Here is a 13,847-nt window from a genome sequence, read left to right on the forward strand (position 1 = left end):
CCACCGCGGAACTCTTCCGCAGGCCCGCCGAGGCGGCGAGCGGAAGAGTTCCGCGGTGGCGGGCGCCTCAGGGCGGCTCCAGTCGCGCGAGGTGGCGCTCGTGCTCGCCGTCGCCAATCACCCGGCGCTGCTCGACCAACTGGCGGAAGCCTTCGCGGAGCTGGAGCTCACCAGCCGGGAGCTCGCCAAGCTGCGGACCGCGGTTCTTGACGCCTACGCCCACGGCGCGCTTGAGCGGGACGCGATCGTCCTGGAGCTGGATGCGGCGGGCCTTGCTCCGCTCCTTGAGCGGGCGCGGGCGGCGCTTCTCCCGGGCGACTGGTGGGTGGGCGACGAGGCGGATCCTGCCGACGTGGGCTTGGCGTGGCGGCACGCGGCCGCCTTGCATAACAAGGTCCGGGCGTTACATAGAGAGCTTCGCGAGGCGGAGCAGGAATTCGGGCGCGAATTCACGGACACGAATTTCCGCCGCATCGTGGAGATTCAGCGTCAGCTTTCCACAGCGGAAGGCTCTGAGGCCTCCATTGACGGCTTCGGCGGCGCTTCGGGCCGCGCGGTGCGGCCGATGTGACAGATGGGGCCGCCGCCGTGGGACTCGCTACGTGGCGGCCCGTGGTTTATGGCGAGGTTCCTCCAGGGTTAAAGTGGGCGTAAGGCTGCTCTGCTTTACCTTTTAAGCGACACTGATTCGCCGCCGCCGGGACGCCGGGGGCGGTTATTGCGTGGCCGGGCGGCGCGGTCTGGCGCGGAGATTGGACGAATGGCGACCAAACTGCAGGCGAAGGACGAAACCGAGACGAGCGCGCCGGAGACCGAAGCCGGTCCCCTGCTCGATCTCAACGATCGCGCCGTGAAGCGCATGATCACGGCCGCCAAGAAGCGCGGCTATGTGACGAATGACGAACTGAACGACGTTCTGCCGTCGGACCAGAATACGGCCGACCAGATCGAGGACGTCATGTCGATGCTCAACGAGATGGGCATCAATGTGGTGGACTCGGAGGAAGCCGAGGAAAAGGCGGAGCGCGAGGAGGGGGCGTCCGACGACGACGAGCCCGAGGGCGGCGAACTCGTCGAGAGCAGCCCGCGCGCCTCCGCGGTCGCTGTCACCCAGAAGGCCGAGCCGACCGATCGCACCGACGATCCCGTCCGCATGTATCTGCGCGAGATGGGCTCGGTCGAGCTGTTGTCGCGCGAAGGCGAGATCGCGATCGCCAAGCGCATCGAGGCCGGCCGCGAGGCGATGATCGCCGGGCTCTGCGAGAGCCCGCTCACGTTCCAGGCCATCATCATCTGGCGGGACGAGCTCAACGAAGGCAAGATTCTGCTCCGCGAGATCATCGATCTCGAGGCGACCTACGCCGGTCCGGAGACCCGCGCCGACGCGACGCAGACGGACGCCGAGGGCGAAGAAGCGGAGGCCTCGGAGGCCACCGCTCCCGAGAGCGACGTCGACGACGACGACATGGAGAACAATGTCTCGCTCTCCGCGATGGAGACCGAGCTGAAGCCGAAGGTCGTGGCGACCTTCGACGCCATCGCCGACGACTACAAGAAGCTGCGCCGCCTGCAGGACCAGAACGTCGAGAACCGGCTGCAGAACCGCACCCTGTCGCCCGCGCAGGACCGCAAATACAAGAAGCTCAAGGACGACATCGTCGTCAACGTGAAGTCGCTGTCGCTCAACCAGAACCGCATCGACTCGCTGGTGGAGCAGCTCTACGACATCAACAAGCGGCTGGTGGCGCTGGAAGGCCGGCTGATGCGGCTAGCGGAGAGCTTCGGCGTCGACCGTCTCGACTTCCTGAAGCAGTACCAGGGCTACGAGCTCGACCCGAACTGGATCCGCCGCGTCGCCAATCTCGGCACGAAAGGCTGGAAGGGCTTCGTCGCTGCCGAGAAGGACCTCGTCAAGGACATCCGCGGCGACATCCATAACCTCGCGACCGAGACCGGCCTGGAGATCCAGGAGTTCCGCCGCATCGTCCAGATGGTGCAGAAGGGCGAGCGCGAGGCACGGCAGGCGAAGAAGGAGATGGTGGAGGCGAACCTCCGCCTCGTGATCTCGATCGCCAAGAAGTACACCAACCGCGGCCTGCAGTTCCTGGACCTGATCCAGGAGGGCAACATCGGCCTGATGAAGGCGGTCGACAAGTTCGAGTACCGCCGCGGCTACAAGTTCTCGACCTATGCGACGTGGTGGATCCGGCAGGCGATCACCCGCTCGATCGCGGACCAGGCGCGCACCATCCGCATCCCGGTCCACATGATCGAGACGATCAACAAGATCGTCCGCACCTCGCGCCAGATGCTTCACGAGATCGGCCGCGAGCCGACCCCCGAAGAGCTGGCCGAGAAGCTCGCCATGCCGCTCGAGAAGGTCCGCAAGGTCCTCAAGATCGCCAAGGAGCCGATCTCCCTCGAAACGCCGATCGGCGACGAGGAAGATTCTCACCTCGGCGACTTCATCGAGGACAAGAACGCGATCCTGCCGATCGACGCCGCGATCCAGAGCAATCTGCGCGAGACGACGACGCGCGTTCTGGCCTCGCTCACGCCCCGCGAGGAGCGCGTGCTGCGCATGCGCTTCGGCATCGGCATGAACACCGACCACACCCTCGAGGAGGTCGGCCAGCAGTTCTCGGTGACGCGCGAGCGCATTCGCCAGATCGAGGCCAAGGCGCTCCGCAAGCTCAAGCACCCGAGCCGCTCGCGGAAGCTCCGCAGCTTCCTCGACAACTGACCGGGCGGTCGGCGTCGGACAAGCTCCGATGGCCGGGCGCTCGCCTCACCCGCGGCGCATCCCCTACGAAGACCGCAGCGGCGCCTCCGGCGTCGTGGCCTACGCGCTGGGGGAGGACTTCATCGACCTCTGGTTCAGGGACGGCGGCGGCTACCGCTACGACGCGACCGCGCCGGGACCGGAGCACGTCGCGGCCATGACGCGGCTCGCGGCGGCGGGGGAGGGCCTCGCCACCTACGTCAACCAGCACGTCCGCGCGAACTACGCGCGAAGGCTCTGACCTCTTCGCGCCGCGGAGCGAAGAGGCACCCGCCCAGGCGGAGTCACGACGCTACGGTCGCGCTCAAGCTCGTCGCTCACCCGCTTGTGACCTGGGTCTTCGCGGTCTACGCGTTCCGGCTCGATCCGCCGCTCGTTCATGCGGCGGTGCTGATGGCGGCGCTGCCGACCGGCACCGGTTCATTCATGCTGGCCGAACACTATCAGCGGGAGGTGGCCGTCACGTCGCGCGTCGTGCTGATCTCGACGATGCTCTCGGTGCGGACGGTGAGCGCCTATCTCGCGTCGATCCGTTGATCCGGGATGGCTTCAGCGCAAACCGCGCTTGAGCCGGAGCGGCTTCACGCCGGCCGCGGGATGGGCGACAAACCGCCTCCCCCCTAAACGGTCCGGAACGCAGATCATGAAACAGGTTCTTTCGGCCCTCGCCATCGCGCTGGTCGCCGCGGCGACGCCCGTCGCCGCCCAGCAGGTTCCCGGCACAGCCGACGTCTCGAAGGTCCAGGCCGGAACCTACAAGGCCGACCCGAACCACACCCAGGTCGTCTGGTCGGTCGACCATATGGGCTTCTCCATGCTCACCGGGATGTTCGGACAGATCACGGGCAGCCTGACGATCGATCCGAAGGAGCCCGCCAAAGCGAAGCTCGAGATCGAGGTCCCGACGTCGGGGCTTGTCGTAACCTCCGAGAAGTTCGCGAAGCATCTCGCGACGCCGGAGTTCCTGGACGTCGAGAAGCATCCGACGGCGACCTTCCGATCGACCTCGATCGAGGCCTCGGGCGAGAAGGCGACGATCGTCGGGGACCTGACGCTTCACGGGGTCACCAAGCCCGTGACGCTGCAGGCCGTGTTCCACGGCGTGGGCGTGAACCCGATGAACAAGGCCGAGACGATCGGCTTCTCGGCGACGGCCAAGGTGAAGCGCAGCGATTTCGGCCTGGGCGCCTTCGCGCCGGTGGTCTCCGACGAGGTGGACCTCACGATCGCCGGCGCGTTCGAGAAGTAATCCTCGCGGCGGCGGTAGACGGCGACCACGAAAAACGAGAACGGCGCCCCCCCCGGGGCGCCGTTATGTCGTTGGAAGTCTCGCCGGGTGGCTCAGTTCAGAGCGCGGCCGGCGGGTATGACCAGTTCGCCGTCGGTGTGGTGGCTCTTGCCGTTCACCGGCGCCGTCCACAGCGGGACCGCTTCCTGGATCCGCCGGAACTCCGCGAGAGCCTGACCGACCACCTGGTCCATATTGTAGTACCGATAGGTCGCCAGCCGCCCGACAAAATGGACGTTGTCGGTCTCGGCGGCCAGAGCCTGATACTTCTTGTAGAGCGCCTGATTTTCCGGCCGCGGGATCGGGTAGTACGGGTCGCCCTTCGCGGACGGATATTCATAGGTGATGGTCGTGGCGTGGTGCTTCTGCCCGGTCAGGTGCTTGTACTCGCTGATCCGGGTGTATTCCTCGCTCATGGGGTAGTTGACCGTTCCGGTCTCCTGGAACTGTTCCTGCTCCAGCGTCCGGTGCTCGAAGCGCAGCGACCGATATGGCAACTTGCCGTAGCGGAAGTCGAAAAACTCGTCGATCGGGCCAGTGTAGATCAGCCGCCGATGCGGAACGATATCGCGGATCTCGCGATAATCAGCGTTCAGCATGATCTTGATGTTCGGATGCGACAGCATCTTCTCGAACATGCGCGTGTAACCATGCTTCGGCATGATCTGGTGCGTGTCGGTGAAGTAGCGGTCGTCCTCATTGGTGCGCGTCGGCACCCGAGCGGTCACTGACTTGTCGAGCTCCGACGGGTCAAGGCCCCACTGCTTGCGCGTATAGCCCCGGAAGAATTTCTCGTAGAGCTCACGGCCGACCTTGCTAACGACCACATCCTCGGACGTCCTGATCTCCTCGACCGGCTCTGCACGCGAAGCCAGGAAGGCTTCCGCCTCCTCGTCCGTCCGCAGGTCCAGCCCGTAGAGCGCGTTGATCGTCGTCCGGTTGATCGGAATGGGGACCAGCTTGTCGTCGATCCGGCCGAGCACCCGATGCTCGTATGGCCGCCATTCGGTGAACTGCGACAGGTAGTCGACGATGGCGTCAGAATTGGTGTGGAATATGTGCGGACCGTACTGATGCATCAGTACGCCCGCGTCGTCGTGCCGATCGTAGGCGTTGCCGGCGATGTGCGGACGGCGGTCGATGATCAGCACGGACTGGTCGCGCTGGGAGGCGATGCGTTCGGCCAGCACGCTGCCGGCGAAGCCGGCTCCGACGATCAGCCAATCATACACGGAAGGTATCCTTTCTCAGGTGCGCCCCTTCGTGGTCCGCGCCGCTGCGCCTAGCGGCGGCCGCGACGTGTTCGTAGATCCTCTCGAATGTCTGATCCCAGGATGACTCCGCGAGCTTCTGATCGACACGCTGGAGCCAGTTCGCCCTTTCCATCGCCATCAGCTCTTCGGCTGCTTCGACGAACGCCGCGGCGCCCTTAGCGATCACGACGTGCTTCTCGTCGCCGTATGAACGCACGACGTCGACGATGGGGGTCGAGACGACCGGCACGCCGGCCGCCAGAAACTCGGGAGTCTTGGTCGGGCTGATGAACTGGGTCGACTCGTTCATCGCGAACGGCATGAAGCCCACGTCCCAGCCGCCGATGTACTCCGGAAGGGTCTTGTAGTCGCGCCCGCCCAGCCAGTGGATGTTCGACCTGCGAGGAAGGTCCGCCGGGTCGATCTTGACCACGGGGCCGATCATCACGAACGACCAGTTCGGCCGCGTGTCCGCGAGCTCGCGCACGAGGTCGAGATCCATCCGCTCGTCCACCACGCCGAAGAAGCCGATGCGGGGGCCGGGGATCGCCGCCTGATCGTCCGGCTCCTTCCGGTCATGGGCCCGCCCGCGGCCGAAATGGGCCACGTCGATGCTGCTCGGAAAGGCGTGGATGTTGTCGTGCCGGTGCTTCTTCGCCTCGTAAAGGCTGTGGCCCCCGGTGAAGACGACGTGCGCGCGGGCCAGCATCTCGTCCTCGAGAGCGACCAGCTCAGGCGGCGCGCCCTTGAAGGCGGAAAGCTGGTCCATGTTGTCGAAGACGACGACGTCGGCGTCGAGGTGGCGGCTGAACAGCAGCGCCATCGGCGTGTAGTACCAGAGGATGCGGGGGGCGGGGGGGAGCGACGCTAGTTGCTGATCCACCAGTTGCCGTTGGGCGAGGATCTTGCCGCTCTCGCTCAGGCCGTGCGGCAGCACGGGCACGCCGACCCGGATGCGCCCTTCGCGGGCGCCGACGCGCATCGTGGGCTCGGCGACGTCCTCGAACACCGGCTCCTCGATGAACAGCACGTCGTGATGGCGCGCGAGGCGGCTCAGCAGATGCTGGGGACGCTGATAGACGAAGTCCCATCTGAGGTGAGAGAAGCAGACGACGGTGGCGTCTTCGATGGTCAGAAGCTCTTCGGATCCCACGCTTTCGGCGTAGTTGGCCGTCGTTCGCATATTCTCTCCCGCTGATATGTGGCGACAGTCCGAGGCTGGCGAAGGCAGTCGACATGGCGACGCGCGCCGCGCGCCGCACTTCGTCCCCTGCGAAACAATCCCTGGCTCCGGCAGTTCCCCGCGAGCCCATTTTGTACGTTGCCGTACAAAAGCCTCGACGGCGGGTTTCCTATTCCCAAACCGGGCGTGGGGAAGACGCGTCGCGCGGGCTTTCAGGAGTTGCTTTTGACCGGATCAGCGTTGCCGCCCACAGCAGGGCTGCGAAGCTTCTTTCTTGCGGGCTTCGAGTGCGCCGCGCAGAAGAGAGGCGATGGCCGCAGGCTCGATCTGCTGGCGTCGACCCGGCACGACCTTCACGCGCGCGCCGACTACGCGGCGGTGGCCGCGCATGGCATGCGCGCGGCCCGCGACGGGATGCGCTGGCACCGGATCGAGGTGTCGCCGGGCTTCTACGACTGGTCGAGCGTCGCTCCCATGGCGAAGGCCGCGGCGGAGGCCGGGATCCAGGTGATCTGGGACCTGTGCCACTACGGCTACCCGGACAAGCTCGACATCTGGTCGGCCTCTTTCCCCGAGCGCTTCGCCAGGTTCGCCAAGGCCGCCACGCGTTTCCTCCGCAACGAGAGCGACGACGTTCCGTACTTCTGCCCCGTGAACGAGATCTCGTACTGGGCGTGGGCGGGCGGCGACATGGCGCTGTTCAACCCGACGGCGCGTCGCCGGGGCGCCGAGCTCAAGCGGCAGCTGGTGCGCGCCGCGATCGCCGCCACCGACGCGATCCGCGAGGTCGAGCCGCGAGCGCGTTTCATTTGCGCCGAGCCGTCGATCAACGTCGTGCCTGCGTCGGCCCGGCAGGCTGATCAGGCGGCGGCCGAGAACTACCGGCTGTCGCAGTTCGAGGCCCATGACATGCTCGCGGGGCGCGTCGCGCCGGAGCTCGGCGGATCCCCGGACAAGCTCGATATCGTCGGGCTCAACTTCTATCCGGACAATCAGTGGGTGCTCGGAGGCGGGGCGATCCCGATGGGCCACCACGACTACAAGCCGTTCAGCGAGATGCTCGCGGAGACGCACGAGCGCTACGGCCGGCCGGTGATCGTCTCGGAGACCGGCGCCGAACGCTCGGCGCGCCCGGCCTGGCTCAACTATGTGTCCGGCGAGGTGGCGACGGCCCGCCAGGCCAACGTTCCTGTCGAGGCGGTGTGCCTTTACCCCATCCTCGACTATCCGGGCTGGGAGAACGACCGGACATGCGAGGTGGGCCTCCTGGGATCGCCGGACGAGAGCGGTCGGCGCGCCGTTTATCAGCCGCTCGCCGAGGAGCTCGAACGGCAGCAGGCACGGTTTGAAGGCGGCGCCGCCATGGGCGCTTCGGCCCCGCTTCTCCGGCGCGTCGCCTCGTGAGCGCGGCGGAGCTCGCCTACGCGCCGGAGCGCCGCGAGGAAGACGCGCCGCTCGCCTCGGCGCTGCGCAGCCCCAAGGCGTTCCTCTGGCGCTACTGCAAGCGTTGGCCCGGCCACTTCATCAGTCTGATGACGGTCGTCACCGTGGCCTCGTGCTGCATGATCGCCTCCCAGTACGGCATGAAGCTTCTCGTCGACGCGATGGAGAAGCCGGCGCGCGGCAATGAGGCGGTCTGGTTCGCGCTCGCCTTCTTCATCGGCCTGACGGCGATCGAGAGCATCCTGTGGCGTGTGAGCGGATGGCTCGGCTGCCGGACGACGGTCGGCGTCGGGGTCGACATCCGGCTCGATCTGCTCGACTACGTCGCCGGGCACCCCATGCGGTTCTTCCAGGAGGAACGGGCCGGCGGCCTTGGGCACCGGATCACGTCGACCGCGGGCGATTTCGGTCAGTTCGTGAACAAGCTGACCTGGAACGTGATGCCGCCGATCGTCAGCTTCTTCGGCGCGCTCCTCATCTTCTTCACGATCAACGTCGGCATGGCGATGGCGCTCACCGTGGCGGTCGTCGGCATAACGCTCGGGCTCATCGCCTTCAGCGTGAAGGGCAGGCCCCTGCACCGGCGCTACGCGGAGCAGGCCGGGACCGTGGGCGGCGAGCTGATCGACGTCATCTCGAACATCTGGGCGGTCAAGGCCTTCGCCGCGAATGCGCGGGAGCGGGCGCGGCTGCGCGCCACGTTCGACGTCGAGGCGCGGGCGCAGCGAAGAAGCTGGATGTTCACGGAGAAGGCGCGGGTCCTGCACGACGCCCTGCTCTGGGTGATGGCCGGTTCGATGCTGATCTGGGCCGTGACGCTCTGGACGCGCGGAAGCGTCACCGGCGGCGACGTCGTGGTGGTCAGCACGCTGGTCTTCCGGATCCTTCACGGGTCCCGCGACCTCGCGATGGCCCTCGTCGATATGGAGCAGCACCTCAGCTACATCGGCGAGACCCTCAGGGTGATCGGAAAGCCGCACGAGGTCGTCGACGCGCCGAACGCTCGGCCCTTCCGGCGCAAGGGCGGCGCGATCAAGTTCGAGCACGTCAGCTTCGGCTATGGCGGCGGCAAGCCCGTGCTGCACGACTTCTCGCTGGAGATCCCGGCCGGCCAGAAGGTCGGGGTGGTCGGCGCCTCGGGCGCGGGCAAGTCCACCCTGATCCACCTCGTCCAGAGGCTGCATGACGTGCAGCACGGACGGGTGCTGATCGACGGCCAGGCGACCTCGGAGCTGACGCAGGAATCCCTGCGCTACGCGATCGCGGTGGTCCCCCAGGAAATCTCGCTGTTCCACCGGACCGTCATGGAGAACATCCGCTTCGGTCGCCCGGAGGCCACCGACGAGGAGGTCTATGAGGCCGCTGCGGCGGCGCAATGCGACTTCATCCTCGATCTCCCCGAGGGGTACGACACGATGGTGGGCGAGCGGGGCGCCAAGCTGTCAGGCGGGCAGCGGCAGCGCATCGGCATCGCACGCGCCATTCTGAAGAACGCGCAGATCGTGGTGCTGGATGAGGCGACCTCCGCGCTCGACACCGAGGCGGAGATCGAGGTGCAGCGCGCGCTTGACCGGCTGACGCGCGGGCGCACCGTCATCGCCGTCGCTCACCGGCTGTCGACGCTGTCGGATTTCGACCGCATCGTCGTGCTCCACCAGGGACGCGTTCTCGAAGACGGCTCGATCGACGAGCTCCTCGGGTCCCACGGCGCCTTTGCGAAGATGTGGCGCCTTCAGTCGCGCGGGCTCTCCGTGGACGAGGCCCTCGAAGAAGTGGGGTGACGCGCCGCCGGTCGGCGCGGCGTCGCCGTCAGTCCGATTGCGGCCGGGGGGCCTCGCATCCGCAGGACAGCGCCTCGAGCCTCGCCGGATCGCGGATCTCTATCCGGCCTCGCCAGCAGCGGATCGCCATCTCGCCCTCGAGCAGATGAAGGCTCGTCGTGACGCTGGCGCGCCGAACGCCGAACAGCGACGCGAACTGCTGGTGGGTGATTTCGACCGGCTTGTGTCCCAGCAGCCGAGACGCCTGAAGCAACCAGCGCGCAAGACGCCGCTCGATCGAGTGACGCGCCGCGCAAACGCAGAGCTGCTCCGTCTCGGCGATCCGCCGCGCCGCGTAGTCGAAGAGTTCACGCCGCAGGATCGCGGAGCGCTGAAGGGCCTGGAGAACGGTGGAGCGGGGGACCGCCACGCCTCGAACCGACGTGAGGGCGACGGCGACCGTGCGCGTCGCGGTGGCGCCCAGCGCCGCCTGATACTCGACGAGCCCGGCGGGTCCGACCAGGCCGGCCTCCGCGATCCCGTCGGGGGCCTGGGCGAGGATCGCCACCAGCCCTTCCGTGACGAAGTGCAACTGATCGAGGCCGTCCTGGGAGGGGTGCAGGAACTGGCCGCGCTCCCGCTCAAACGACCGCGCCGCGGGTTCGAGCCCCGCGGCGCCTTCCATGCGCCCGTCCAGAAGCAGCCTTTGCAGCTGCCCTAGGGTCGAATTCCTCGACGTCGCTGGATCCACCGAAGCTCCCGTTCTGGCTTAGCGCGACAGGAGCGCCACCCTAGATCTCGTACACGAACGAACTCATGTCGGTGTCGCCGATATCCCGCAGCTCTGCGAGGCTCTGCTTGTCGAGCACATCGGATATCGAGTTGCGAACCTCGATCATCAGCAGGCGCACCTGGCAGGTCTTCACGTCGCGGCAGTCGTCGCAAGGCACATAGGCGCTGCGGCTGGCGCAGGCGATCGGCGCGAGCGGCCCGTCGAGCGCGCGAACGATGGAGCCCACCGTGATCTGCTGGGGCGGCTTGGACAGCATATAGCCGCCGGCCTTGCCCTTCTTGCTCGTGAGCAGGCCGGCGTTGCGCAACTCCCCGAGAATGGCGTCGAGGAACTTCTTCGGAATGCCGTTTCGCTCGGCCACGTCCGCGACGAAGCTGGAGCGCCCCGCCTCCAGCCGCGCGAGGTCGACCATCGCCTTGAGACCGTATTTGGCTTTCTTGGTAAGCATTCTGGCGTCCTGAGCGCGAGGACATAAGCTGGACGCCCTACGCAAACAATAGAAATGCGGAAGAGCGGCTAGCTCTCTCCCGCGGCGTCGTCCGAGCGGCTCGTCGCGCGCGGCTTCAGGATCTTCCAGAGCCCTGCCGCGGAGGCGACGTTGCGGCGGCCGACCCTCAGCGTTCCACGGAGGAACACGATGGAGGAAGTCAGCCGCAGCACCTCGGGCTCCACGAAGACGAAGGAGCCGAGGGGGGCGGCGGTCAGGAACTGCATGTCGAACTGAACGGTGACGCAGGGCCGGCCGCCGGCCGCGTCCCACGCCGCTACGCCAAGGGCGCGGTCGGCGAGCGTCATCAGCATGCCCCCCTGCACGACGCCGACAAGGTTTGCGTGCTTCTGCCCGGCGCGAAAGCCGAAGGCGCGGGGGGCGGCCGGATCGCGCCGTTCGTAGAGCGGGCCAACCAGGTCGATGAACCCCTGGTCTTCGAAGAGCGTCCACCCTTCTGGCGCGGCGTCGGTCCGATCGATCATGAGCGCCCCGGGAGCGGAATACACAGCCTCCCCCTCAGGCCGCATTGAGCTCCCCGCGTCAACCGCGCGCGTGAGTTGCGGCGGCTAATAAAACAACTAATAATTGCCAATGGTCTTCGGCGCCTACTCTGGGTCGGGCGCCGGCGCGGGGGGCGGCGCATGACGGACAAAGCCGTCGAGGCTTTCATTCAGCGTTGGCAGGGACGCGAGGGCGGGCAGGAGCCTGACGTCGCGGGGATTGGCGAATCGCGGCGTCACCCTCCATGGTCGCGAGCTGACGAGACCGGAGTCTCCATGAGCTCGTTTCGCTTTCTCCATGCGGCCGATCTGCACCTCGGCAGCCCGCTTGCGGGTCTCGCCCGGGCGGACGCCGACGTCGCGGCCCTGTTCGCGGCGGCCAGCCGCGACGCCTTCGCCGACCTTGTCGATCGCGCCATCGAGGCCCGCATCGCCTTTGCGGTGTTCGCCGGAGACATCTACGACGGCGAATGGAAGGACGCCTCCATCGGCCTGTTCTTCAACCGCCAGCTCGCGAAGCTCGACCGCGCCGGCGTGCCGGTCTTCCTGCTCAAGGGAAACCATGACGCCGACAGCGTGGTGACCAAGAGCATCTCGCTTCCCCAGGGCGTGCGCGAGTTCGGCTCCAGAAAGCCCGAGACGTTTCGGCTCGAGAGCCTGCATGTGGCGTTGCACGGCCAGAGCTTCGCGGCGCGCTCGGCGCTCGACAATCTGTCCTCCGCCTACCCGGCCCCGGTCGCCGGCTGGTTCAACATCGGCGTGCTGCACACCTGCTGCGAGAGTTCCGCCCATGCGCGCTACGCGCCGTGCACGCTCGATGAGCTCCGCCTCAAGGGCTATGACTACTGGGCGCTCGGCCATGTGCACGAGCACGCGGTGCTCTCTCGGGAGCCCTGGGTCGTTTTCCCCGGCAACCTCCAGGGCCGCAGCGTGCGGGAGTGCGGGCCCAAGGGCGCTGTGCTCGTCGACGTCGCGGATAACCGCGTCACGGGCGTCGAGCGGCTCCTGACCGACCGCGCGCGTTGGGCGGTCACGACGGTGGATCTGTCCGGAACAGAGAGCGAGCAGGCGGCGCTCGCGGCTGTCGAGACTGCCATCCGACCGGTCGTCGCCGAGGCGGATGGGCGGCCGGTCGCGCTCCGGATCACGCTTTTGGGGGAGACGCGGCTGCACGGCGGCTTCGCCCGGGATCCGCGCCGGCTTGCGGATGAGGTTCAGGCCGCCGCGCACCGCGTGTCTCCCAATGTCTGGATCGAGAAGGCGAAGCTCGAGACGGTCCCGCTTCAGCGCGGCGCCGCGGCCGCGCCGGAGATGAAATCGCTCGATCTGGCGGCCTTGCTCGAGGGCCTCGATGCGGAGCCTGAACTGCTTGAGCGCGCCGCGGAGACGATCGGCGTCATCGCCGCCAAGCTCCCCGGAGGCGTCTTCGTGGACGAGGCGGCGTTGGCCGACGAGCTTCCTGAACTCGTGAACGAGGCGCGCGAGCTCGTCCTCGGCCGCCTCGGGCGCTGACGCGTGCGGCTCCGACGGCTCGATCTGGAGAAGTACGGCGCCTTTGAAGGCCGCTCGCTCGTCTTCCGGCCGGACGCCGCGCTGCATGTGGTCTACGGGCCCAACGAGGCCGGCAAGACCTCGGCGCTCGCCGCCGTGTCCGATCTGCTTTTCGGGTTCGGGCAGCGGACGGATTTCGCGTTTCGGTACGCGACGGGGGACCTGCGCCTCGGAGCGACGATCTGCGACGCCAGCGGCCGGGAGCTCAGCTTTCGCCGTCGCAAGGGAAACAAGGCGACGCTCGTCGGTCCCGACGACGCGCCGCTGCGCGATGATCTGCTCGCGGGCCATCTCGGCTCGCTAACGCGCGACGTGTTCGAGCGGGCCTTCGGCCTGAGCTCCGCCGCGCTGCGGGACGGCGCCGAGGATCTGCTCTCGGCGGACGGCGAGAGCGGCGCGAGCCTGTTCGCCGCCGCGTCCGGACTGCGCGGCGTGGAGGATCAGCGCAAGGCGCTGGAGGCGGAGGCCGATGCGCTCTTCCGTCCGCAGGCCTCCACCCGGCGGTTCAACGAAGAGTTCCGGCGCTACGAGGCGGCGCGCCGGGATGTCGCGACGCATGAGCTTGGGGCGTCCGCCTGGAAGCGCATCAACGAGAGCATCGAGGCGCTCGAGGCGCGCCACGCCGACCTCGACGCGAAGCTAAAGGCGCTGAGAACCGATCGAGCGCGCGTCGAGCGGCTGGGCCGCGCTCATCGCGCCGCCGCCGCGGTGGACGAAGGGATGAGGACGTCATAGGGTTCAGCCATTGGTTCGCGCCGCCTGTCGCTGCTCTACGAGCGCCCCGGCGGAGCCGCTCCTGTTGCG

Annotated in this window: 12 protein-coding genes and 2 pseudogenes; 9 read left to right on the forward strand and 5 right to left on the reverse strand. The window is 67.4% G+C overall.

The features are described 5' to 3' along the window. The 5 genes and pseudogenes from ACIKT0_RS05800 to ACIKT0_RS05820 form a co-directional block, all read left to right on the forward strand. Positions 1-571 (forward strand): annotated as a pseudogene (locus ACIKT0_RS05800) (DNA primase); the annotation flags it as partial. A 189-nt stretch (positions 572-760) separates the two neighbouring features. Next, positions 761-2,743, forward strand: a complete 1,983-nt coding sequence (gene rpoD / locus ACIKT0_RS05805) for an RNA polymerase sigma factor RpoD (protein WP_407104427.1) — start codon at positions 761-763, stop codon at positions 2,741-2,743. A gap of 28 nt (positions 2,744-2,771) precedes the next feature. Beyond that, positions 2,772-3,023 (forward strand): hypothetical protein, encoded by a 252-nt coding sequence (locus tag ACIKT0_RS05810; RefSeq protein WP_407104428.1) that lies wholly within the window; start codon positions 2,772-2,774, stop codon positions 3,021-3,023. Between the two features lie 56 nt (positions 3,024-3,079). After that, positions 3,080-3,319: pseudogene (locus ACIKT0_RS05815) on the forward strand (AEC family transporter); the annotation flags it as partial. Between the two features lie 106 nt (positions 3,320-3,425). Beyond that, on the forward strand, positions 3,426-4,031 hold the full coding sequence (locus ACIKT0_RS05820) for a YceI family protein (protein ID WP_407104429.1): 606 nt from the start codon (positions 3,426-3,428) through the stop codon (positions 4,029-4,031). Between the two features lie 92 nt (positions 4,032-4,123). On the opposite strand, the gene glf is transcribed toward ACIKT0_RS05820, so the two are convergent. Together glf and ACIKT0_RS05830 are read right to left on the reverse strand one after the other, a co-directional pair. Next, positions 4,124-5,302, reverse strand: coding sequence for a UDP-galactopyranose mutase (gene glf, locus ACIKT0_RS05825; RefSeq protein WP_183393620.1), 1,179 nt, complete (start codon positions 5,300-5,302; stop codon positions 4,124-4,126). Further along, positions 5,295-6,506, reverse strand: a complete 1,212-nt coding sequence (locus ACIKT0_RS05830; RefSeq protein ID WP_407104430.1) for a glycosyltransferase — start codon at positions 6,504-6,506, stop codon at positions 5,295-5,297. The genes glf and ACIKT0_RS05830 overlap by 8 nt, the downstream gene beginning before the upstream one ends. A 240-nt stretch (positions 6,507-6,746) precedes the next feature. Here ACIKT0_RS05830 and ACIKT0_RS05835 point away from each other — a divergent pair, with 240 nt between their 5' ends. Both ACIKT0_RS05835 and ACIKT0_RS05840 read left to right on the forward strand, forming a co-directional pair. Next, positions 6,747-7,910: a glycoside hydrolase family 1 protein gene (locus tag ACIKT0_RS05835; protein WP_407104431.1), complete on the forward strand. Its 1,164-nt coding sequence runs from the start codon at positions 6,747-6,749 to the stop codon at positions 7,908-7,910. Next, positions 7,907-9,730, forward strand: a complete 1,824-nt coding sequence (locus tag ACIKT0_RS05840) for an ABC transporter ATP-binding protein (RefSeq protein WP_407104432.1) — start codon at positions 7,907-7,909, stop codon at positions 9,728-9,730. Before ACIKT0_RS05835 ends, ACIKT0_RS05840 begins: the two co-directional genes overlap by 4 nt. Before the next feature lie 28 nt (positions 9,731-9,758). Here ACIKT0_RS05840 and ACIKT0_RS05845 read toward each other — a convergent pair whose 3' ends face one another. The 3 genes from ACIKT0_RS05845 to ACIKT0_RS05855 form a co-directional block, all read right to left on the reverse strand. Next, positions 9,759-10,394, reverse strand: a complete 636-nt coding sequence (locus ACIKT0_RS05845; protein ID WP_407104433.1) for a Crp/Fnr family transcriptional regulator — start codon at positions 10,392-10,394, stop codon at positions 9,759-9,761. A 106-nt stretch (positions 10,395-10,500) separates the two neighbouring features. Then, complete coding sequence (locus tag ACIKT0_RS05850; RefSeq protein WP_407104434.1) at positions 10,501-10,950, reverse strand: RrF2 family transcriptional regulator; 450 nt, start codon at positions 10,948-10,950, stop codon at positions 10,501-10,503. A 68-nt stretch (positions 10,951-11,018) separates the two neighbouring features. Beyond that, a complete protein-coding gene (locus tag ACIKT0_RS05855) occupies positions 11,019-11,474 on the reverse strand; it encodes a PaaI family thioesterase (protein ID WP_407104435.1) in 456 nt (151 codons plus the stop codon). 294 nt (positions 11,475-11,768) lie between these two features. On the opposite strand from ACIKT0_RS05855, the gene ACIKT0_RS05860 reads away from it, so the two are divergent. Both ACIKT0_RS05860 and ACIKT0_RS05865 read left to right on the forward strand, forming a co-directional pair. Then, positions 11,769-13,004, forward strand: a complete 1,236-nt coding sequence (locus ACIKT0_RS05860; protein WP_407104436.1) for a metallophosphoesterase family protein — start codon at positions 11,769-11,771, stop codon at positions 13,002-13,004. A gap of 3 nt (positions 13,005-13,007) precedes the next feature. After that, entirely contained in the window at positions 13,008-13,778 is a 771-nt protein-coding gene (locus ACIKT0_RS05865; RefSeq protein WP_407104437.1) for an ATP-binding protein, read from the forward strand. The last annotated feature ends 69 nt before the right edge of the window (positions 13,779-13,847 follow it).

The organism is Hansschlegelia beijingensis (assembly GCF_045505405.1).
Taxonomy (GTDB): Bacteria; Pseudomonadota; Alphaproteobacteria; order Rhizobiales; family Methylopilaceae; genus Methylopila; species Methylopila beijingensis_A.